The organism is Kitasatospora sp. A2-31, assembly GCF_022288725.1.
GTDB lineage: Bacteria > Actinomycetota > Actinomycetes > Streptomycetales > Streptomycetaceae > Kitasatospora.
The window spans coordinates 279,114-300,053 of the sequence record NZ_JAKNTA010000001.1 but is presented as its reverse complement, the minus strand read 5'-3'; the positions used below and the strand labels follow the sequence as shown (position 1 = coordinate 300,053).

General features: G+C 74.6%; 15 protein-coding genes and 2 pseudogenes. 8 read left to right on the top strand and 9 right to left on the bottom strand.

The window, feature by feature from the left end; translation table 11 throughout:
• Nucleotides 1–19: 19 nt before the first annotated feature.
• The 5 genes from MCM47_RS01335 to MCM47_RS01315 form a co-directional block, all read right to left on the bottom strand.
• The gene (locus MCM47_RS01335) at nt 20–1,054 is read right to left on the bottom strand and encodes a DUF2637 domain-containing protein (protein WP_238740080.1); all 1,035 of its coding nucleotides are present in this window, start codon (nt 1,052–1,054) and stop codon (nt 20–22) included.
• A 201-nt stretch (nt 1,055–1,255) separates the two neighbouring features.
• Nucleotides 1,256–2,296 carry a (2Fe-2S)-binding protein gene (locus MCM47_RS01330; RefSeq protein ID WP_238740078.1) on the bottom strand — a complete coding sequence of 347 codons (1,041 nt, stop codon included), beginning with the start codon at nt 2,294–2,296 and terminating at the stop codon, nt 1,256–1,258.
• A 172-nt stretch (nt 2,297–2,468) separates the two neighbouring features.
• Complete coding sequence (locus tag MCM47_RS01325; protein WP_238741442.1) at nt 2,469–3,236, bottom strand: hypothetical protein; 768 nt, start codon at nt 3,234–3,236, stop codon at nt 2,469–2,471.
• Between the two features lie 292 nt (nt 3,237–3,528).
• On the bottom strand, nt 3,529–4,398 hold the full coding sequence (locus MCM47_RS01320; RefSeq protein ID WP_238740076.1) for a hypothetical protein: 870 nt from the start codon (nt 4,396–4,398) through the stop codon (nt 3,529–3,531).
• A 189-nt stretch (nt 4,399–4,587) separates the two neighbouring features.
• The gene (locus tag MCM47_RS01315) at nt 4,588–5,169 is read right to left on the bottom strand and encodes an NTP transferase domain-containing protein (RefSeq protein WP_238741440.1); all 582 of its coding nucleotides are present in this window, start codon (nt 5,167–5,169) and stop codon (nt 4,588–4,590) included.
• A gap of 229 nt (nt 5,170–5,398) precedes the next feature.
• Here MCM47_RS01315 and moaA point away from each other — a divergent pair, with 229 nt between their 5' ends.
• From moaA to MCM47_RS01300, 3 genes are all read left to right on the top strand, one after another.
• Nucleotides 5,399–6,394: a GTP 3',8-cyclase MoaA gene (gene moaA, locus MCM47_RS01310; RefSeq protein ID WP_238740074.1), complete on the top strand. Its 996-nt coding sequence runs from the start codon at nt 5,399–5,401 to the stop codon at nt 6,392–6,394.
• A gap of 242 nt (nt 6,395–6,636) precedes the next feature.
• A complete protein-coding gene (locus MCM47_RS01305; RefSeq protein ID WP_238740072.1) occupies nt 6,637–7,392 on the top strand; it encodes an HNH endonuclease family protein in 756 nt (251 codons plus the stop codon).
• Nucleotides 7,393–7,614: 222 nt separating this feature from the next.
• Complete coding sequence (locus MCM47_RS01300; RefSeq protein WP_238740070.1) at nt 7,615–9,240, top strand: alpha/beta hydrolase; 1,626 nt, start codon at nt 7,615–7,617, stop codon at nt 9,238–9,240.
• Nucleotides 9,241–9,354: 114 nt separating this feature from the next.
• Here MCM47_RS01300 and MCM47_RS01295 read toward each other — a convergent pair whose 3' ends face one another.
• A complete protein-coding gene (locus tag MCM47_RS01295; RefSeq protein ID WP_238740068.1) occupies nt 9,355–11,733 on the bottom strand; it encodes a glycosyltransferase family 39 protein in 2,379 nt (792 codons plus the stop codon).
• 147 nt (nt 11,734–11,880) lie between these two features.
• A complete protein-coding gene (locus MCM47_RS01290) occupies nt 11,881–12,999 on the bottom strand; it encodes an esterase family protein (protein ID WP_238740066.1) in 1,119 nt (372 codons plus the stop codon).
• A gap of 165 nt (nt 13,000–13,164) precedes the next feature.
• On the opposite strand from MCM47_RS01290, the gene MCM47_RS01285 reads away from it, so the two are divergent.
• A complete protein-coding gene (locus MCM47_RS01285; protein ID WP_238740064.1) occupies nt 13,165–14,142 on the top strand; it encodes a hypothetical protein in 978 nt (325 codons plus the stop codon).
• 125 nt (nt 14,143–14,267) lie between these two features.
• Here MCM47_RS01285 and MCM47_RS01280 read toward each other — a convergent pair whose 3' ends face one another.
• Nucleotides 14,268–14,996, bottom strand: a complete 729-nt coding sequence (locus tag MCM47_RS01280) for a dienelactone hydrolase family protein (RefSeq protein WP_238740062.1) — start codon at nt 14,994–14,996, stop codon at nt 14,268–14,270.
• Nucleotides 14,997–15,191: 195 nt separating this feature from the next.
• Between MCM47_RS01280 and MCM47_RS43935 the strand changes: the two are divergent.
• From MCM47_RS43935 to MCM47_RS01265, 4 genes and pseudogenes are all read left to right on the top strand, one after another.
• Nucleotides 15,192–15,974: pseudogene (locus tag MCM47_RS43935) on the top strand (serine protease); the annotation flags it as partial.
• Nucleotides 15,975–16,178: 204 nt separating this feature from the next.
• Nucleotides 16,179–16,904 (top strand): annotated as a pseudogene (locus MCM47_RS43930) (putative Ig domain-containing protein); the annotation flags it as partial.
• A gap of 161 nt (nt 16,905–17,065) precedes the next feature.
• Nucleotides 17,066–17,677, top strand: a complete 612-nt coding sequence (locus MCM47_RS01270; RefSeq protein ID WP_238740060.1) for a SigE family RNA polymerase sigma factor — start codon at nt 17,066–17,068, stop codon at nt 17,675–17,677.
• Entirely contained in the window at nt 17,667–18,878 is a 1,212-nt protein-coding gene (locus MCM47_RS01265; protein ID WP_238740058.1) for a hypothetical protein, read from the top strand. Before MCM47_RS01270 ends, MCM47_RS01265 begins: the two co-directional genes overlap by 11 nt.
• Nucleotides 18,879–18,957: 79 nt before the next feature.
• Here the strand turns inward: MCM47_RS01265 and MCM47_RS01260 are convergent, their stop codons facing one another.
• A complete protein-coding gene (locus tag MCM47_RS01260) occupies nt 18,958–20,883 on the bottom strand; it encodes a CocE/NonD family hydrolase (RefSeq protein WP_238740056.1) in 1,926 nt (641 codons plus the stop codon).
• Nucleotides 20,884–20,940: the final 57 nt, after the last annotated feature.

The following is a 20,940-nucleotide window of genomic DNA, read 5'->3' as shown; positions in this document are numbered from 1 at the left end:
CCGGCCCCGGGGGCCCGGTTCAGCCGAACTGCTGCTCCAGGTCCTTCAGCTTGCGCTCCAGCGAGTCGAGCCGGGGCAGCGCCACGGTGTCCTCCTCCATGGTGAGGTCGACGGTGCGCCGCTCCGGACGGGCCGGCAGCCCCGGCTGCGCCACGGCGCCCTCGGCGGGCACCGGCGGCTCGACGGCGGGCCGCTCCGCCGCCGGGCCGCCGGCTATGGCGGGCTCCTGGCCGGACTCGAGCTGCCGGGTCGCGCCGCGCTGGCGCCAGACGCTGTTCGTGCGGTTGATGGCGCGGATCTCGGCCCGTTCGCGCCGCCCGGCCAGCCTGCGGCGCTCCTTCTCCCGGACCCGCTCCCGTCTGTCCTCGCGGACCTCGTCGACCGCCTCGTCCAGGCTGCGGACGCCCTCCAGGAGCATCAGCGACCAGGCCGCGTAGGTCTCGCGCGGCGCGCGCAGCCAGCGGACGATCCGGATCTGCGGCAGCGGGCGGGGGACCAGCCCCTGCTCCCGCAGCGCGGCCCGGCGGGTCTGCTTGAGCGCGCGGTCGAACAGCACGGCCGCCGAGAGCGACATCCCCGCGAAGAACTGCGGGGCGCCGGCGTGGCCGAAGCCGCGCGGCGCGTGCACCCAGTTGAACCAGGCCGAGGCGCCCGCGAACAGCCACACCAGCAGGCGCGAGCCGAGCGCGGCGTCACCGTGGCTGGCCTCCCGGACGGCGAGGACGGAGCAGAACATCGCCGCGCCGTCGAGGCCGAACGGGACGAGGTACTCCCAGCCCCCGGAGAGGCTGAGGTTCTGCACCCCGAAGCCGACCAGGCCGTGGAACGAGAGCGCGGCCGCGACCGCGGCGCAGCAGAACAGCAGCGTGTACGAGGCCGCGCCGTACAGGGACTCCTTGTGGCGGCGGCGCTCCTCGGAGCGCTCCCAGGAATCCGTGCCGCCCGATCCGGCGGTGCCTCCCCGGCCCCGGGCCAGGGCGACCAGGAGGGCGGTGACCAGCAGCACCGCAATGCCGGTGACGGCCCAACCGAGCGGTATGTCGGACAATTTCATCGCCTGCACCAGCCTCGCTTTCCTGCGTCGTGATGGCGGGGACCATCATGGCGGATGCTCGGCTCTCGAATGGCTGATTCGCCGTCAATGCGCTGAGGAGGGGGATTTCTGATGTGGGAGAAGTCGCATTGTCTGACAATTTAGCGACGGGAATTCGCCGGAATTCCGGGCCCGACGCGTCCGCCCGGGAGCGGAATCCGGTCAACCTCGCGTGACGCGGGGGCAACCACCGCACATCGCCTCGGGGAGGACGGTGTAAAGGAGGCAGCAGCTGGCCCGGGCGCGCTCCGGCAGCGCGGTGTCCGGGCAGGCCGGGGTGGCCGGCCGGGTGGGGGCGCCCGGATGCGCGGGTGCGTCCGGCCGCGCAGGGGCGAAGCCCGCGCCGGGCGTGAACGGCGCGACCGACGGGCGCGGCCCGGTCGGCGCGCCCTCCGGGCACGCCGCGGGCTCCGGTGCGAACAGGGCGGTGAGCTCGGTGCGGGCCCGCTCCTCCTCCCCGAGCAGCCCGCCGACGTACCAGAGGCCCTCCACCGCCGCGTCCGTCGCCATCGCCCAGAGCGTGCGCGGGCCGCGCCGCACCTCCGGGCGGAACGCGGCCAGCACCGGGGTCAGCAAGCCGGCCAGCGCGGTGCGCAGCCCGGCGGCCAGTGCGGGCTCGCCGGTCGCCGGCCGGGCGCCGGGCCGGCCGGCCGCCGGGTCGTCGGACAGGCAGAGGAAGGCACCCGGGCGGGCCGTCAGTTCACCGGTGCGGCGGCGGACGGAGACGTCCCCGGGCGCCAGCAGCGGCACCCGGCGTTCGAGGAACCACGGCAGGGTGAACAGCAGCGAGACGGCCCAGGTGAGCCGGTGCAGGCCGAAGCCGGCCGCCACGTCCGGGCGCAGCGGCCGTCCGTACCGGGTCAGGGCCTGGCGGGCGTCGTGGGCGATCAGTTCGCGCAGCGCCTCCGGGCGGGCGACCAGGTCGGCGCCGGTGAGCCAGCCGTTGCCGGTGCGCGGGGGCGCGTGGTGCACCCGGAGGGCGGGGAACGACTCGCCGAGCCGGTGGTAGCTCGCGGCGCAGGGCCGCGGGGAGCCTGGCGTGGTGGCCGCGGTGGCCGCGGTGGCCGCGGTGGGAACGGTGGGAACGGTGGCCGCGGTGGGAACGGTGGGAACGGTGGCTGAGGTCGGTGCCGGCGCCGCGTCGTGCGCGTCGGGTGCCGGGTCCCGCGGTGTGCGGCCGGGCCGGGTGCTGCTCACGGTCATGGTGCGGGCCCCATCGGGTCGACCGGCGCCCGTACCGGTCCGTCCGGCCCGTCCCGGGTGCGGGTGGCGGGCACCCGTGGCCGGGCCCGACCGGCCGGGGCCTGGCGGAGCCCGGGAACGGCAAGGCGAACCCGGCCGAGGCACTGCTCCCCCCGGCCAGGTTAGCCTCACCTTAGCTGATGGTCCCCCGTGCCTCCCGCCCGATGAGCCCGTCCGGGGGAGCGCCCGGCGTGCGCGCCGCGCCCAGCTGGCGCGCGAGCCAGACCGGAACGCCTCCGAGCGCCTGCACCAGCCGCGCCGCCTCGGCCCGCATCCGGGCGGCCTCGGCCGGAGCGGAGACCTCGGCCAGGGCTGCCAGTGCGGGGGCGACCCCGACCGTGAAGCCGAGCTGTTCGCGCAACCGCAGCGAGGCGTCGAACCCCTCCCTGGCCCGGTCGCGGTCCCCGGCCGCCTGGGCCAGCGCGGCCAGGTGCCGCCAGGTGTAGGAGCGGAGCAGCTCGTCCCCGCGTTCGCCGGCGCCCTCGTGGGCGCGGCGGTAGGCGATCCAGGCCGCAGTCCGGTCGCGCAGCAGGTTCTCCGCGACGAGGCCGCGGCGGAAGTCCAGCAGCGGACGGCCGGGTGCGTCCGGTGGCAGCAGCGCGGAGGTCCGGCCGAGCGCGGCCTGGGCCTCGTCGAGCCGGTCGCGTGCGCCGAGCACGCTGGCGACGTACGCCAGGAACCCGCGGGCGCAGGCGGCGGCCGCGCGCTCCTCCGGCCCGCCGGCCAGAGCCTCGGCCAGGCGCAGCGCCTGCTCCGCGGCGGTCCAGTGGGCGGCGGTGAACAGGCACTGTTCGATGAGGAGTTCGGCCCGGCCGAGGGCGGCGGTCGGATCGCGTTCGGCGGCCGGCCGTAACAGCTCGGCGGCCTCCTGCCAGCACGCCCGGGACCGCAGCCGCCACACGGTGTCCCCCGGCCCCCGGGGCGCCGCCCGCCCGCGCCCGTCCGGTCCGGAGGCGTCCCGCCCGAATCCGTCCTGCCCGCGCCCGTCCTGTCCGGTCCGGCCGTCCGGGTCCCATCCGTGCTCCGACAACGCCACCTCCTTGTGCGCGCCATCCAGCAGGACGCGGACCCCAGGACCGCGCCGTGGCGGCAATTCAACACGGGGGTGAGCTTGTGCACCAGATCACGAGCGCAGGTTGTTGCGCCCGGCGGCGGAATGATCTATGGGTCGGCGGGGCGCCGGCCCCCCGGGGTCAGGACGTCCAGCCGGTCTCCATCAGGGCCTCGGCGGCGCCGTTGGCCGGCTGCGGCACACCGGCCAGGTCCAGGCTGAACAGGGCGACCAGCAGCTGCTCGCCGCGGACCGTGGCCTGGTGGGAGTAGCCGGCCAGGGTGAACATCGCGGCCGCCATCTCCTCGGCGTGCAGGGTCTGCAGCCAGAGGCACTCCACGGACTTCACGTCGGCCGGCTCGGTCCAGGTGTCCACCTGGGCGACCATGCGGCTACCCAGGAGGGTGACGCCGTCACGCTCCTGGGCCTCCGTCAGCTCCAGGTCGTCGAAGCCGAGCCACTCCAGGTAGCGCGCGGCGGTGAACACCGCGTCCTGCGAGGTGCGCACCGGGTGCGGGCGGAACGGCGCCCGCCGGCGCCACGGCGTGGCCGCGGCGCCGGACCCGGCGGGCGGGGCGGGGACGGGCGTGTTCAACGGGTGGGAGGTGTGCGGGCGGGAGGGCTGCGGCCCGGCCGTGCCGAGCGGGGCGGCGGCGCCGAGTTGTCCGGTGGTTCCGCCGCCGAGACGGGTGGTGCGGTCGACCGGCAGCCGGACGGTGGCGCCGCAGTTGCAGGTGAACTCCGGCTGCGGCCACTGGTCGGACCGGCCGCAGTGCGGGCAGCGCATGTTCAGCCAGGAGTCCTCCCAGGAGCGGAACCGCACCTGCACCGGCACACCGCCGCGCAGCAGCGGCACCTTGAGCGAGGCGCCGCACGGGCACGGCAGCGACGGGGGCTCGTACAGGTGCTCGCGGCGGCAGGCGGGGCAGCGGATCGCCCGGGCGCCGGCGGCCGGCCCCGGCCCGTGCGGTGCGGAGTCGCGGCCGGTGAAGTCGTCGGGCAGTCCGGACATCGCGAGCACCGTCCGTTCGAGTCGGGGTGGAAGGACGTGACCCATGCTCCCCGAAACCGGGGAGTAGCGGCGCGGAATGGGGCAATCCTCAGGGACAGATCAGGGGTGTGCGGCCGATTCCTCGCCGGGGAGGAGGAGACCGGGGCACATCGAACGGGGGATCGGGCGCCGGTCGGCCCGTCGTCCGGTTCAACCCGCCGACCAGCGCGCCAGGTCGGTGGGGGTGTCGAGGTCGTCCGGGACGGCGACGTCGGCGCACTCGACCAGCTCGATCTCCTCGGCGTGCGCCGTCAGGAGCGCCCGCGCACCGGAGTCGCCGGTGGCGCCCGCCGCCGCCTCGGCGAAGTGCCGGGCGCCGATCAGCACCGGGTGCCCCCGTCGCCCGTCGTACGCGGCCGCGGCCAGCTCGGCGCCCGCCCGGTGCGCGGCCAGCAACCGGGCCACCGCGGCCGGGGTGACGCCGGGCGTGTCCACCAGCATCACCAGCGCGGCCGAGGCCTCCGGCGGCAGCGCGGCCAGCCCGGCCCGCAGCGAGGATCCCATGCCGCCGGCCCAGTCCGGGTTGGCGACCAGCCGGCAGCCCGGCAGGTGGGCGGTGGAGCGGACCCGGTCGCGGGCGGCGCCCAGCACCACCGTCACCGTCGCGCAGCCGCCGGCCCGGACCACCGCCACGGCGTGCTCCACCAGCGGACGACCTCCGTACCGCAGCAGCGCCTTGGGACGCCCGCCGAGCCGGCGTCCGCCGCCGGCGGCGAGCACGAGGGCGGCCACCGGGGCGGCGCCCGCGGCGGGGGCGGCGGCCGCGCCCCCGGCGGGGGCGTCCGTGGTGGGGGCGGGCCGGTCACTGCTCTGCATGGGCCCAGCCTGCCCGGCCGGTCCGCCCGGCGCAGCCGTACGAAGCCACAGTTGGACGAACGCACAAGGCGAACCCGCAGGTGGCGGCGGGCCCCCGGTGGTTCGGCCGCTGGATCTCCGGGCCGAGTGCCCCTGTACTGAGTCGATGAACACCGCACCGCGCCCGCTGCTGGACCGCTTCGGCAGGGTCCACACCGACCTGCGGGTCTCGCTCACCGACCGCTGCAACCTGCGCTGCACCTACTGCATGCCGGCGGAGGGCCTCGACTGGCTCCCCAAGGCCGAGGTGCTCGGCGACGACGAGGTGGTCCGGCTGGTGCGGATCGCCGTCCGGCGGCTGGGCATCGCCACGGTGCGCCTGACCGGGGGCGAACCGCTGCTGCGGCGCGGCCTGCCGGACCTGGTCGGCCGGATCACCGAGCTCGGCCCCGAGGTCTCGCTGACCACCAACGGCATCGGGCTGGCCCGCACGGCCGCGGCACTCGAGGCGGCCGGGCTCCACCGGGTGAACGTCAGCCTCGACACCCTGCGCCCCGAGCGGTACGCGGAGATCACCCGCCGGGACCGGATCGCCGACGTCTTCGCCGGTCTGGCCGCCGCCCGGGCCGCCGGCCTCGCGCCGGTGAAGGTGAACGCGGTGCCAGTGCGCGGGGTCAACGACGACGAGCTCGTCCCCCTGGTCGAGTTCGCCGCCGAGCACGGCTACCGGATGCGGTTCATCGAGTCCATGCCGCTGGACGCCCAGGGCGCCTGGCACCGGGACCGGATGATCACGGCCGAGGAGATCCTCGACGTGCTCGGTGCCCGGTGGGACCTCGTCCCGGTCGGCCGGCACGGGAACGCCCCCGCCGAGGAGTGGCGGATCGCCGGCACCGACACCGTGATCGGCGTGATCGCCTCCGTCACCCGCCCGTTCTGCGGTGGCTGCGACCGCGTCCGGCTCACCGCCGACGGCCAGCTGCGCAACTGCCTCTTCGCGACGGAGGAATCCGACCTGCGCGCGCTGCTGCGCGGCGGTGCCGACGACGACCGGATCGAGCGGGCCTGGCGCGCCGCCGTCGCCCGCAAGGGCCCCGGTCACGACATCGGCTCGGGCGACTTCGTCCAGCCGGACCGGCCGATGTCGGCGATCGGAGGGTAGGTCCCGGGGACGCCCCGACCCGTCACGGCGGTCGGCTGCGGGTGCAGCGCCGCTCCGCGGGGCGGCCCGTGACGCCGCGCGCCGCCGCACGGCAGGGCGGGGCCGGGCGTCGGGTGCGAGCTTCGGCGCCGGGTGTGAGCTTCGACATGCTCGAACGCACCGGTGCTGCGCCGCCTTGACGCGGTGTGGGGCGGCTGATCTGCTGGTTCGCCGTCAGCCGCCCCCCACTCCGGGAGTCCTCCGTGCCCGCCCGCCGAACCGCGGTGTCCGCCGCCGCCGTCTTCCTGATATCCACCGTGGCGCTGGCCGGTTGCTCCGGCGGCGCCGAGAAGCCCGCCGCGGACGCCGCGGCGCCCGGCGGGAGCGTCGGCACGAACCCGCTGCAGAACCCCGACGGCACCAAGCCCGGCCTGGCGCCGCTGACTTCGCCGGACGACCGGAAGGCCGGCCGCGACCTCATCGCCGGGGTCACCACCGCCGCCGCAGGCCCCAAGGACGGCTACGACCGCAACGAGTTCGGCCCGGCGTGGACCGACAACGTGGACGGCGTGCCGGGCGGCCACAACAACTGTGACACGCGCAACGACCTGTTGGCCCGGGACGGGCGTGCGGTCGAGCGCAAGGACGGCTCGGCCTGCGTGGTGACCGCGATGACCATCCACGACCCGTACACCGGCAAGACCGTCCGGTGGACCAAGCAGCAGGCGTCGAAGATCCAGATCGACCACGTGATGCCGCTCTCCTACGACTGGCAGATGGGCGCCTCCCGGTGGGACAAGGCCAAGCGCGTCCAGATCGCCAACGACCCGCTCAACCTCCTCCCGGCCGACGGATCGCAGAACGCCGCCAAGGGCGACTCGGGCCCGGCCGCCTGGCTGCCGGCCGACCCCGCCATCCGTTGCGCCTACGCGGTCCGCTTCGCCCAGGTCTCCCTGAAGTACCGACTCCCGGTCACCGAGGCCGACAAGAAGGCCATGCTGCAGCAGTGCGACGGGTGATGAAACGTTTCATCAAGGCCGGTTGGGCCCAATGCCGGTACTGTGCACTGCCTGTACCGTCCACTGCCTGTACCGTCCACTGCCCGCCGTGCACTGGCCGTACCGTGCAGTGCCGTTGGGCCCACTGCCGGGCCGCCCGCGGTGCCCGCCGTCGTCCGGCCGCCCGGCAATAAGGATGTGACTGATGTGATAACCGGGTGATATTCGTGTGCGGTGCACTCGATGATCACCCGGTTCTCCCGGGGAGCCCTGCCCGCCGCCGTCGCCGCCGCCCTGCTGGCCGGCTGTTCCGGCTCGGCCGGAACCACCGGCGCGGCCACCGGCACCGCGTCGCCCGCCGCCACCACCGGCACGCCGGGCGCGGCGCCGACCCCGACCGCCACGCCCACCCCGACGCCCAGGCCCACCGGCGAGGCCGACCCGGCGCTCAAGCCGTTCTACGGGCAGCGGATCGCCTGGGCGCCCTGCGCGGACGACCCGGCGACCGACAAGGTGGACGAGTCGACGGTGCAGTGCGGCAAGCTCAGGGTCCCGCTGGACTACGCCGACCCGGCCGGCGACACCCTGGAGGTCGCCGTCGTCCGCGACCCGGCCGTCAAGCAGGACCAGCGGGTCGGCTCCCTGCTGCTCAACCCCGGCGGGCCCGGCGGCTCCGGCGTCGGCATGGTCAAGCGCAACCCCGGGCGGTTCGTGGGCCCGCTCCACGACCGCTTCGACACCATCGGCTTCGACCCGCGCGGCGTCGGCGAGACCACCCCGCTGAACTGCCTCGACGACCGCACCCGGGACGAGTGGAGCACCACCGACGCGCCCGGCGCCGACCACGGCAAGGTCCTGGCCGACGCCTGCCAGGCCAAGTACGGCAAGGTGCTGCCCTTCGTCGGCACCCGCAACACCGCCCGTGACATGGACGTGCTGCGGGCCGCCCTCGGCGACCGGAAGCTCAACTACCTCGGCATGTCCTACGGCACCTACCTCGGCAGCCTCTACGCCGAGGAGTTCCCGGACCGGGTCGGCCGGGTCGTGCTCGACGGTGCGGTCGACCCGTCCGTGCCGCTGGTCCAGCACAACATCGCGCAGTACGCGGCGTTCGAGCGCTCGCTCAAGGCCTTCGCCGCCGACTGCACCGGCAAGAACCCCTGCCCGCTCGGCAAGGACCCGGAGAAGGCCGCCGACAAGCTCGCCGACTTCCTCGACGGCCTCAAGGAGAAGCCGCTGACCGCTGCGAGCGGGCGCAAGCTCACCGCCAACGCGGCCTGGACCGCCGTCATCGACGGTCTCTACGGCGACGAGCAGGGCTGGGAGTCGCTGCGCAACGACATCGGCTCGGCCATGGTCCGGGGCAAGGGCGACGCCCTGCTCGCCCGTGCCGACGACTCCAACCACCGCGACAAGGAAGGCCGTTACTCCGTCTCCGCGGACGCCTACACCGCCATCCACTGTGCCGACGGCGCCACCGACGTGCCGACCGGCGAGGCGCTGCAGGCCGCCTACGCCGAGATGGCCACCAAGGCCCCGCTGCTCACCCGGCACGAGCCCGGCTTCGCGGTGTTCGACCCCGACTGCCGGGCCTGGCCGTTCCGCTCCACCGAGAAGGCGCACCCGATCGTCTCGAAGAGCGACGCCACCATCGTCGTGGTCGGCTCGACCGGCGACGCCGCAACGCCGTACGCCTCGGCCGAGAAGCTCACCGCCCAGCTCGGCAAGGCCGTGCTGCTCACCCGCGAGGGCGAGGGCCACACCGGCTACGGCTGGAGCGCCTGCATCCGGACCGCGGTCGACACCTACCTGGTGGACGGCACGGTACCGGCCGTCGGGACGCGCTGCGCCAGCGACCCGGCGCGGTGACGGCGCGGGCGCGGGCTCGGGCCCGTCGTCGCACCACCGGCGTCCGGGGGGCCTGACGCGCGAGGGGCGCACCGCGGCCGGTGGCCGGGGTGCGCCCCTTCGGTGTGCGACGGGTCAGGAGGAGGGCGGCCGGCTCAGGTCGTAGAAGGTCGAGCCGCCGACCGTCCGGGCGGTGTAGTGGCTCGTCACCCACTCCTCGATCCGGGCGGTCTGCGTCTCCTCGGCACCGCCGCCGGCACCGGCGCCGCCCCCGCGGCGGGAGCCGCCGCCGATGAACCAGTGCACCTTGCCCTCCTTCACGTATTGCTGGAAGGCGCTCAGACTCAGCGACGGGTCGGTGCCGTTGAAGCCGCCGAGGGCCATCACCGGCTCGCCGGAGGCGAGTTGGTAGCTGGCGGCGTTCTGCGAGCCGCTGGTGGCGGCGGCCCAGGTGTAACGGTCGGCGTCCTGCCGCAGGGCGGCGGCGGCCTCGTCGCTCACCTTGGCGCCGTTCAGCAGCCCGCCGAAGCCGCCGGGGCCGCCCGCCCCTTCGAAGGCCCCGCCGTTCTGACCGGTGCCGGGTGCGCCGCCTGGGGCCCGGCCGTCTCGGCCGCCCTGGGGCATCCCGCCACCGCGGCCGTCCTGGGTCCCCTGGCCGTCCTGGGCGTTCGGGAACCCCTGCCCGTTCGCAGCGCCCTGCCCGTTCGCAGTGCTCTGGCCACCCGGGAAACCCGGAGCGCCGGGGCCACCCGGGCCGGGAACGAAGACCCGGCCGTTGACGGGGAACGGCCCGCCGCCCGGCCCGCCCGCGCCGCGCGGACCCCGGCCGCCCGGGCCGGAGGAACCGCCCTGCACCGCCGGACCGGCCGTCACGATCGAGCCCGTGTGCGGCGTTCCGACGGTGTCCACCGCGTACGCCGCCGGGCCCCCGAGCGCCGCCGCCAGGCCCACCAGGCCGACCACGGTCGCGAGCCCGGCCGTCAGCCGCCCGGCCAGCAGCAGCGCCGCGGCCGCGGTCAGCCCGCCGACCAGCACCGCCCAGCGCAGCCAGGGCAGGAAGTCGGCGCTGCGCCCGAGCAGCACGTAGGACCAGACCGCCGTGACGGCCAGCGTGCCCGCCAGCACCGCGGCGTACGGGAGCCGGTGCCGGGCCCGCCAGAGCCCGTCGACACCCATGCCGACCAGCGCTGCGACGGCGGGGGCAAGCGCCACCGTGTAGTACTGGTGGAAGATGCCGGACATGAAGCTGAAGACGAGCGCGGTGCAGACGAGCCAGCCGCCCCAGACCAGGAAGGCCGCACGGGCGGTGTCCGTCCGGGTGTGACGCCGGGTGGCCCAGAGGCCGACCAGCAGGAGGAGCAGCGCGGCTGGCATCAGCCAGGCGATCTGCCCGCCGATGTCACCGTCGAACAGCCGGGTGATCCCGGTCTCGCCCCAGCCGCCCATGCCCCGGCCGGCGCCGGCCGGCGCCTCCATGCCGGCCGGCAGCCGACCGCCGCCGCCCACGCTGCCGGTCTCGTCGCCGTTGAGGCGTCCGATCCCGTTGTAGCCGAAGGTGAGCGAGAGGAAGCTGTTGTCCTGCGAGCCGCCGACGTAGGGCCGCGCCGAGGCCGGCACCAGCTCGACGATCGCCACCCACCAGCCGCCCGCGACCACCATGGCCACTCCGGCGGCGAGCAGTTGGCGCACCCGGCGCCAGAGGCCGGTCGGTGCGGCCACCAGGTAGACCAGTGCGAAGGCGGGCAGCACCAGGAAGGCCTGGAGGGTCTTGGTGAGGAAGGCCAGCCCGAACATCACGCCGGTGAACACCAGCCAGCGGGTGCCCGCCGCCTCGATCGCCCGCACCAGCCCGTACGCGGCCAGGGTCAGCAGCAGGACGAGCAGCGCGTCCGGGTTGTTGAAGCGGAACATCAGCGCCGCCACCGGGGTCAGTGCCAGCGCGGCGCCCGCCAGCAGCCCGCCGAGCGGCGAGAAGCGGCGGCGCACCGTCGCGTACAGGGTGGCCACGGTGGCGACCGCCATCAGCGCCTGCGGGGCCAGTACCGACCAGGAGGAGAGGCCGAAGATCCGGGCGGCGAGCGCCATCGGCCAGAGCGAGAGCGGGGGCTTGTCGACGGTGATGAAGTTGCCGGCGTCGGAGGAGCCGTAGAAGAAGGCCTTCCAGCTCTGGCTGCCGGCCTGGGCGGCGGCCGAGTAGAAGGAGTTGGCCCAGCCGGAGGCGCTCAGGCCCCAGAGGTAGAGGACGGCGGTCGCGGCCAGCAGGGCGAGCAGGGCGGGCCGGACCCAGCGCGGGTCGTCGGCACGGCCCCGCAGGGTGCGGGCCGGGAGGGTGCGCAGTCGGCCGGTCCAGGAGGCCGGTCCCCTGGGGCCGGCGGGCGGCAGCGGGTACTCCGGGAAGAGCGGCCCGCCGGCCGGCTCCCGGTGCTCCGGCGCGGGCTGCGGCACCTCGGGCGGGTGGACCGACGCCTCGGGCCACGGGTCCCCGGCCGGCGGGGTGAAGCTGGTCGTGGTCATGGGCGCTACGCTCGGCCGCCCGGCTGAGAGGAGCGTGAGACGCGGGTATGAGCCGCCTGTGATCTCCCGGGTGGCCCGGGTCTCGGGCCCGCCCCGGGCCGGGCCCGGTGCTGCGGCCGCGCGGGCGGATCGGCAGGCCGACCGGCCTCAGGCGGCCTGCGGCATCGTCAGGTGCTTGCCCAGCCACTCCAGCGCGGGCGGGATCTCCCTGGTCCAGGTGTGGAAGTTGTGGCCGCCGGTGTCCAGGGTGATGGTGGAGAGCTTGGTCGGTGCCTTGAACGCCTTCACCATGTCCTGGGTGGCCGCGTAGTTGTTCTCGTCGTACGCGGTGGCCAGCAGCAGCGAGACGGGCGCGGCCGGCTTGTTCTGCAGCCGCCAGAGCAGGTCGTTCTCCTGCTTCAGCTGCGGGCTGCCGCCGAACAGGTCGCCGGTGGTCTCGTCGATCGGCGCGGTGTAGTAGCCGGACAGCGAGACGGCGGCCCGGTAGGCGTCCGGCTTGCGCAGCGCGAACTTGAGCGCGCAGTAGCCGCCGGTGGAGTTGCCGATCACGGCGCGCGAGCCGGCGTCGGTGCCGATGCGGTACTCGCCGGCGAGCGCCTTCGGCAGGTCGCTGGTGAAGAAGGTCTCCACCTGGGGGCCGTTGGGGACGTCGACGCACTCGGTGTCCCGGTTGCCGACGAGGGTCGGGCGCATCATCACCAGGACGGTGGGCGGCAGCTTCTTCTGCTCGATCGCCTCCAGGGTGGAGGCCGGGTACTGCATCAGCGAGATCAGCTTCTCCGGCGTGCCCGGGTAGCCGGCCAGCACCAGCGCCATCGGGAACTTCTGCTTGGCGTACTCCGGCTGGAAGTACTGCGGCGGCAGGTAGACGAAGCCGTCGGTGCTCAGGCCGGTGGTGGCCCCTTTGACGTCGACCTTGTGGATCAGGCCGACGCGCTCCGGGTTGGAGCCCTGCTGCGCGTAGAACTTCTGCTCGCCGGTGATGGCGACGGCGGCGTTCGGCTGGTGGTCGACCACCGTGCCCGGCCCGCCGTTGGTGCCGAGCAGGTCGGTCCAGGAGCTGTAGAAGCCGAAGTAACCGTTGGCGATCAGGCCCATCGCGACCAGCACCGAGATCTGGGTGGCGAGGAAGGTGCCGATCCGGCCGAGCCAGGCCTTCCAGCTCCGCCCGCCGAATCTCGGCCAGAGCCACATCGTGGCGGCGAAGACGCCGATCGCGACGACGGAGGCGATGATCTGGAGGGGGAGTCCCGTAAGCCTGAGCACGAGCCGATCGTAGTTGACGGTGAGTGCCCCATCGTGCGCCCCCTCTCGCGCCCCGCATATGCTTCCGTACGCCGTCTGTACGCCCTGTTGACCGCGTCCCACCGGCTCGGGATCATGGCGGCGGGGAATGCACGGAGCGTGCAGGAGAGATCACCGGGGGAGCGGATGAGGTCCATCACGAAGGCCGGCCTGGCGGCCGGCACCGCGCTGCTGTTGGCGGCGTGCTCCAGCGGCGGGTCCGGGGGTTCGGACGCCTTCGGCCTGGGGCAGGGGAAGAGCGACCCGGCGACCTCGGCTGCGACCGCGAGCCCGACCGCCACCCGGACGCCCACGCCGACGCCCACGCCGACGCCGACCAAGCCGCCGTACGGCCCGGTCCTGACGGTCCAGATCGACAAGGTGAACGCCGCCCTCGGCAAGCTCAACCCGTCCGCCAGTCTCGACGCCTTCTCCACCTCCGTGGGGGAGGCCGCCACCGCCGTGCGGTCGGCCGCCACCGGCCTGGACTACGCCAACGAGCCCGCCACCGTCACCACCGCCCGGCGCCAGCTGGTGATCGCGCTCAACCAGCTGGCCACCGACCTGGACTCGGCCAAGAGCGGGATCAAGCGCAAGAGCTACTGCACCCCCGGCGCGGCACTCGCGAAGATCGGCCAGTCCGCCGGCCTGAAGGGCATCCCGGCGGCCCTCCAGCAGATGGCCGCCGCCGGGTACCCGACGACGTACAACGCCCCGGAGACGGGCCAGTTGCAGACCCGCTCGCTGGGCAACGGAACGATGGTCCGCGAGGGTCGGCTCAAGGGCGAGGGCGTGCTCAACGTCGACAACGGCGGCAGCTCCGACGCCGTGGTCTCGCTCGCGCAGAACGGCAAGTCGATCCACTCGGTCTACGTCGGCAAGGGCAAGAAGGCGTCCATCGAGGGCGTCGAGGACGGCACCTACGACGTCTACTTCTCCGGCGGCATCGACTGGGACCCGTCGCTCAAGACGTTCACCCAGAGCTGCGACTTCAGTAAGTTCGACGACACCATGGCCTTCGAGACCGGCCGCACCTACACCTCGTGGTCGATCACGCTGCAGCCGACGGTGGGCGGCAACGCGAAGACCAGCGACGTGGACGAGGACACCTTCCCGGAGCCGTAGCCGGGCCCTCGCGGGGACCCGAGGGCCCACGAGGGCCGAGCGCGGGCGGGGCGCCGCCGGTCGGACCGACCGGCGGCGCCCTGCCACCTGTACGGGTGCGGTGGGCGGGTCGCCCACCGGGCCGCCTACAGGTGGTCGGCCAGGGCCGCGTACACCCGGCGCCAGGCGTCGGCGCCGGCCTCCGGGTCGTAGTCGGCCGGGCGGTCGGAGCAGGCGAAGCCGTGGCGGGCGCCGGGGTAGGAGACGAGCTCGTGCGGGACCTCGGCCTCGGCCAGGCGCTGCTCGGCCTGCTGCCACTCCTCGGCCGGGATGATGTGGTCCAGCTCGCCGCAGAACCCCAGCAGGAAGGCGCCGTTGGCGGCGATCCGGTCGGCGGTCTCCAGCGGGGGCGTCGGGCCGACCAGCGGGAACCCGCTGTTGAGCAGCCAGCCCGGGTAGAACACGGCGGCCAGTTCGAAGCGCAGCGCGGTGGCCGCGCGCACCGCGACGTGCCCGCCCATGCTCAGCCCCAGGAAGGCCACACCCCGGCCGCCGGCCTCGGTGCGGGCCGCCGCGAGGGCGGCCGCGGCGTCCGCGACCAGCTCGTCCCGGTCGAGCGCACGCATCAGCACCAGGCCGGACTCGCGCTCCTCCGGCGAGTAACCGAGCGCGGTACGGCGGGCGTTGCGCCAGTAGTAGTCGGGCGCCAGCGCGGCGTATCCGGCGCGGGCCAGGTCCGCGCAGGTCTGCCGGACGTAGTCGTTCACCCCGTACAGCTCCGAGCAGACCACCACGGCGCCACGCACCTGGCCCTCCGGGCGGTGCAGGTACGCCTCGATGCCGCCCGGCTCGCCGAGCGTGATCCACTGACTCATCATCAAATCTCCCGTGCGCAGCCGGTTGTCGGTGCCGGCCGCATCCTACGGGGTCGGTGGGTGGGTGCCGGGCGCCGGGCGCCGGGCGGCCGGCGCCCGGCGCTGACCGCGCGGCCAGTGGCGCGGCGGATCCGGCAGGTTCCTGCACGGGGTGGAAGGTTTCGGCATCTCCCCTGTCCGGTAGGGGTGTTCGTGATGGCGGGGGTGGCGGGCCGCCGTCGTGACGGTGGTGCGCGGGGCGGAATCGAGGGCGCGAGTTCTGTCGGCATGGTTGACCGCATTGAAGTGGTCATGGCACTTTCATGCGGCGCGGGCGTCCGCGACCGGTCGTACGCCCCGCAATCCCCCACAAGGAGAGCCATGTTGAAGAGATTTGCCGCTCTGGCCGGTGCCGGAGCGGTCATCGCAGGTGGCCTGACCCTGGCCGCGACCCCCGCCCAGGCGGTCCAGGCCGGCGACCTGACGTCCACCATCGCACTGAGCAACTGCTCCGCCTCGCTGGTGCGTTACCCCTCCTCGGTCGACACCGACCGGGCGATGATGCTCACCAACGGCCACTGCCTGCCGACCATGCCGGCGTCCGGCGTGGTCATCCAGAACCAGACCGCCAGCCGCAGCGGCACGCTGCTGAACGCCTCCGGCGGCTCGCTCGGCACCGTCCAGGCCGACAAGGTGCTCTACGCCACGATGACCGGCACCGACGTCGCGCTGTACCAGCTGACCGACACCTTCGCGACGATCGGCTCGAAGTACGGCGCGACGGCGCTGACGATCAGTGACACCCACCCGGCCGACGGCTCGGCGATGTTCATACCGTCGTCGTACTGGAAGCAGGTGTGGAACTGCTCGATCAACGGCTTCGTCCCCACGCTGCGCGAGGACGAGTGGACCTGGCACGACTCGATCCGCTACAGCACGGGCTGCAACACCACGCACGGCACGTCCGGTTCGCCGATCGTCGACGCCGCCACCAAGAAGATCGTCGGCATCAACAACACCGGCAACGACGACGGTGCGATGTGCACCCTCAACAACCCGTGCGAGGTGGCCGCCGACGGCACCACCAAGGTCGTCAAGGGCCAGAGCTACGGTGAGCAGACGTACTGGTTCACCACCTGCCTCGGCAACGGCCGCGTGATCGACCTCAACGTCAGCGGCTGCCTGCTCACCAAGCCGGCCGGCAGCGGCGCGGTCTCGGTGACCAACCCGGGCGACCAGACCACCGCGGTCAACGGCTCGGTCAGCCTGCAGATCTCGGCCGGGGGCGGCACCGCCCCGCTCAGCTACTCGGCCACCGGCCTGCCCACCGGTCTGTCGATCAACGCCTCCACCGGCCTGATCTCCGGCACCGCGACCGCGACGGGGACGTACAACGTCACCGTCACGGCCAAGGACGCCGCGAACAAGACCGGGAGCACCAGCTTCACCTGGACGGTCAACGGCGGTGGCGGCACCTGCACCCCGGCTCAGCTGCTGGGCAACGCGGGCTTCGAGTCGGGCGCGGCCACGCCGTGGACGGCCAGCAGCGGTGTGGTCGACAACAGCTCCTCGCAGGCCGCGCACGGCGGGTCCTGGAAGGCCTGGCTGAACGGCTACGGCTCGACCCACACGGACAGCCTCTCCCAGACGGTCACCATCCCGTCCGGCTGCAAGGCCACCCTCAGCTTCTACCTGCACATCGACACCGGTGAGTCCGGCTCGACCGTGTACGACAAGCTGACCGTGACCGTCAACGGCACCACGCTGAAGACCTACTCCAACGTGGACGCCGCCGCCGGCTACCAGCTGCGCACCTTCGACCTGTCGGCCTACGCGGGCCAGTCCGTCACCCTGAAGTTCAACGGCACCGAGGACTCCTCGCTGCAGACGAGCTTCGTGATCGACGACACCTCGATCGCCACCAGCTGACGCACCCGTGGTGAGACCCGCGGCCGCCCGGTCCCGACCGGGCGGCCGCGGCGTGCGTCCGGGCCGTCCTGCGGCGGCCCGCCGGCTCGCCGGTACGCACCCGTGAAAGGATCCTCCCCCACCGCTGCCACATGACGGCGTGTCCACAGCGTTAGAAGGGCATGGACCACTCAACGAGCGCGGAACAGCCGGCCGAGCCGGTGCCGCCCGACTTCCCGGCCTTCGCGGTCTCGCGGGGCCGACACCTGTTGCGCACCGCCTTCCTTCTCACCGGCGGAGACGCCCACCTGGCCGAGGACCTGGTCCAGGAGGCGCTCGGGCGCGTCTTCGTGAAGTGGCGCCGGATATCCCGCCTGGACAACCCGAGCGGGTACGCCCAGACCGTGCTGGTGAACACCTTCCTGTCGTACCGGCGGCGGCGCAGCAGCTCGGAGCGGGTGACCGACACCCTTCCGGACATCGCGGTGGACGGCCCGGACCCGGCGCTGCGGCTCACCCTGCTGCGCGCCCTCGGCGAGCTCCCGGCGCAGGACCGCGCGGTACTCGTGCTGCGGTTCTGGGAGGACCGAAGCGTCGAGGAGACCGCGGCGGCGCTGCGGCTGAGCAGTACGGCCGTGCGTTCGCGCAGCAGCCGGGCGCTGGCCCGGATGCGCGCCACCCTCGGCGAGAGCCTCGGCGACGGCGGGGAGGCCGGGGGCGACAGCGGCGGCACCGGCGGCCTCGCGACAACGGATCCCACTGGCAGGAAGGCGGTGCTCGGTCGTGTCCTTTGAGGACGAATTCGCCCAGGCCCTGCGCGGCGCCGTGGCGCTCGCGCCCGAACCGGGGCTGCACACGCTCGCAGCCGCCGCCGAGCGCCGTGGCCGGCGCCGGCGCAACCAGCGGCGTGCCCTGGTCGCCGGCGGGCTGGCGGCCGCGCTGGTGGTCACCGCGGGTCTCACCACCGTCGTCGGCTGGCCCGGCTCGCACGCGGCACATCCGGCCACCGAGCCGGTCCGCCCGATGACCGCCGAGGAGTCGATCGACCTGTTCACGGCGCTGCTGCCGCAGGGGAAGTCCCGGGTGCTGTTCGCGGCCACGCCCGCCGAGGGCGCACCGAACGGCGATCGGTACCAGACCGGCGGCACGGTCCTGTTCGACGACGGCAAGGGGGAGAGCCTCATCTCCTACACCGTCAGCCGCACCGAGCTCACTCCGGAGGCGGGCGCCGTCTGCATGGACGGCTTCACCATGCCGCAGGAGTCCTGCGAGCGGACCGTCGCCCCCGACGGCTCCGCGCTGGTGGTCGACAAGCTCAAGGACCGCAACACCGACGACCACCGCGAGTGGCGCGCCACCTGGGCGGCGCCGGACGGCCGACAGGTGATGATCACCGAGCACAACGGGCAGCCGGCCACGCCGAACCGGGAGAGCCCGCCGCTCGACGCCGAGCAGCTGCGAGCCCTGGTGACCGCGCCGGCCTGGGAGCGGCTCTTCGACGCCCTGCCGGCGCGGGAGAACGCGCCCAAGCCGCCGACGCCCGAACCTGGTCCGAAGGCGGAGGAGCTGCTGGCGGCGCTCGTCCCGCTGCTCCCCCCGGGCGCCGTGCCGTCCGGGCAGGACGGCCGGAACGGACCGCACCTCACGGTGACGTACGAGGGCCGCACCAGCATGCTCTCGGTGAGCGTCACCGAGCCGGGCGAGCGGGGCATCAGCGACAAGGAGTACGCGGAGTCGGAGGGTTCGGCGGGCCCGCTGGCGGTCCGGGAACGCCGGCCGGACGGCAGCACCGTCGTCACCAACATGTTCGGGAACGGCAAGACGGCGGTCGACCCGATCCTGCACTGGTCGGCGGCGGTCCACTACGCCGACGGCCGGGCCATCGAGATCAACGAGTGGAACGGGGAGAACGGCTACACCTTCCGCCCGGGCACCCCGGCCCTCGGCCTCGACCAGCTCAAGGCCATCGCCACCGCCCCGTCCTGGCGGCGCTGACCGGCAGCCACCACGGTCGTCGTCGCCCGGCACGGGTCACAGGGGAGCCCGTGCCGGGCGGCGCGCGTCCTCGCCTCGCTCAGGCGCCCTTCCGCGGGATGCGGTGCTGCCAGTCGCGGGTGAAGACGGTGGTGCCGGCTTCGAGGGCGGTCAGGTGGGTGTGGGCGAGGAAGTGGGTCGCGGTGCAGCGGAGTTCGGTGCGGGTGTGGATGGTGACGTCCCAGCCGATGGCCGGGCGTTCGAGCCGGACGCTGTGGTCGGTGCGGGCCTGGGCGCTGAGCGGGGCACCGGTGAGGATGCGGTAGGCGGTGACGGTGTGCTCGTCGCGGACCAGGCCGTCGGGGTGGGTGCGGGTGCCGTCGCCGGCGGGCGAGAGCTCGGTGCGCCACTCGTGCCGGCCGATGTCGTGGACGGTGAGGCGTTCCGGGCGGGCGGTGAGCGGTTCGGTGATGTGGAGCGGCGGGGGCAGCGGGAGGGTGGGGGAGGCGAAGCCGACGGGCTCGGCGCCGGAGTCCGCGGCCAGGTGGCGCACCGGGAGCGTGAGGGTGCTGTGCGAGGGGTCGAGGCCGAAGCCGGCGGGCTCGGGGTCCGGCCAGAGCCACGGCCAGTAGGTGGAGGAGAGCGCGAGCCGCAGGCGGTGCCCGGCCGGCACGGTGTGGCCGGTCGCGGCGAGCTCGACGACGGCGTCGGGCGCCGGGTCCCCGGCCGGGGGCGCGGCCAGCGCGCCGCGGGTGACCAGCGCGGACGTGCCGTCCGGGGCGACGTCGCAGAGCCGGGCGACCACCAGGCCGGCGCCTGCCGAGGGGCGCAGCCGCAGCTGCAGGGACGGGACGCCGAGCAGTTCGAGCGGTTCCGGCAGCGGCAGGGAGTCGAAGCACACCGAGCGCCCGTCCTCCTCGCGCTGGTCCGGCGGCAGGTCGGCGGGGCGGCCGAGCGGGACGTACGCACCGGCGTTGAGACCGGTGTGCTGGGGTGAGCGGACCTGGACGTAGCGGTCGTCGGAGGCGGTGCCGGCGGTGCGCAGCGGGCCGTCGAGGCCGTAGTGGATGTCCCGGACGTCGGGGGAGGGCCAGGCCTCCTCGCCGGTCCAGCGGCCGCTGATCCAGCTGCGCAGGACGGGGGTCTTCAGGGCGCCGCTGTCGACGTCCCGGAGCCAGTGGTCCCACCAGCGCAGCGTTTCCGGCAGGACCTCGTCGGGCAGCCCGTGCGGCCAGGGGCCGAGCACGGCGCGGACCGGGACGGGGCCGGAGGAGAGCAGCCCCAGGACGGCGGAGCAGGACGGGTCGCCCCAGCCGGCGACGGCGAAGGTGGGGACGACGGCGGTGCCGGGCGGCTCCCCGGGCGCCGGCTGCCCGGTCGCGGCGGCGAGCCGCTGCGGGAAGGACGGCTCCAGCGACTCCAGCCGCTCGCGCCACATCCGCGCCCAGTCGTCGCCGACGTACTGCGGGTCCGGCGGGCGGGCCGCGTCGGCGAGCCGGGCGGTGGCGCGGACGTGCAGGTCGGCGGCCGGGACGGCGCCGCCGAGGCGGTCGCCGACCTCGGGGCAGGCGGCGACCACGGCGTGGACGGCGTCCGGGGCGCGGGCGGCCAGGAGCAGCGCGGTGCGGCCGGCGGCGCCGGTGCCGAGCAGACCGATCCGGCCGCTGCACCAGGGCTGGGTGGCCAGCCAGGTGAGGACCTCGGCGCCGTCCGCCGAATCGACGGCCGACGGGTCGGCCGGGGCGGGCTCGCCGGTGCCGGCGGGCCGGCCGCCGGAGTTGCCGTGACCGCGGGCGTCGACCCGGAGGCAGGCGTAGCCGTGGCCGGCGTACCAGGGGTGGCGGCGGGCGTCGTCGGTGGCGGTCCAGTCGGTGAGGCGGCCGGCGGAGTACTCCAGCACGGCGGGCACCGGTGCGTCGGTCACCGGGCGCCAGAGCCGCGCGCGGAGCTCGGTGCCGTCGGAGAGGGGGATGCGCAGGTCCTCGCGGGTGGTGCGGAAGGGGTACGAGGGGGTCGGGTGCGACATGGCGGCTCCCAGCGGTCCCGGTCGGCGGGCCCGTGGGGCGGGGTGGCCGGAGCGGCC

What these genes read in the sequence shown, in the direction of transcription:
- MCM47_RS01335 (WP_238740080.1), bottom strand. Translation starts at nt 1,054, where the DNA reads ATGAAATTGTCCGACATACCGCTCGGTTGGGCCGTCACCGGCATTGCG.
- MCM47_RS01330 (WP_238740078.1), bottom strand. Translation starts at nt 2,296, where the DNA reads ATGACCGTGAGCAGCACCCGGCCCGGCCGCACACCGCGGGACCCGGCA.
- MCM47_RS01320 (WP_238740076.1), bottom strand. Translation starts at nt 4,398, where the DNA reads ATGTCCGGACTGCCCGACGACTTCACCGGCCGCGACTCCGCACCGCAC.
- moaA (WP_238740074.1), top strand. Translation starts at nt 5,399, where the DNA reads ATGAACACCGCACCGCGCCCGCTGCTGGACCGCTTCGGCAGGGTCCAC.
- MCM47_RS01300 (WP_238740070.1), top strand. Translation starts at nt 7,615, where the DNA reads ATGATCACCCGGTTCTCCCGGGGAGCCCTGCCCGCCGCCGTCGCCGCC.
- MCM47_RS01295 (WP_238740068.1), bottom strand. Translation starts at nt 11,733, where the DNA reads ATGACCACGACCAGCTTCACCCCGCCGGCCGGGGACCCGTGGCCCGAG.
- MCM47_RS01285 (WP_238740064.1), top strand. Translation starts at nt 13,165, where the DNA reads ATGAGGTCCATCACGAAGGCCGGCCTGGCGGCCGGCACCGCGCTGCTG.
- MCM47_RS01280 (WP_238740062.1), bottom strand. Translation starts at nt 14,996, where the DNA reads ATGAGTCAGTGGATCACGCTCGGCGAGCCGGGCGGCATCGAGGCGTAC.
- MCM47_RS01270 (WP_238740060.1), top strand. Translation starts at nt 17,066, where the DNA reads ATGGACCACTCAACGAGCGCGGAACAGCCGGCCGAGCCGGTGCCGCCC.
- MCM47_RS01260 (WP_238740056.1), bottom strand. Translation starts at nt 20,883, where the DNA reads ATGTCGCACCCGACCCCCTCGTACCCCTTCCGCACCACCCGCGAGGAC.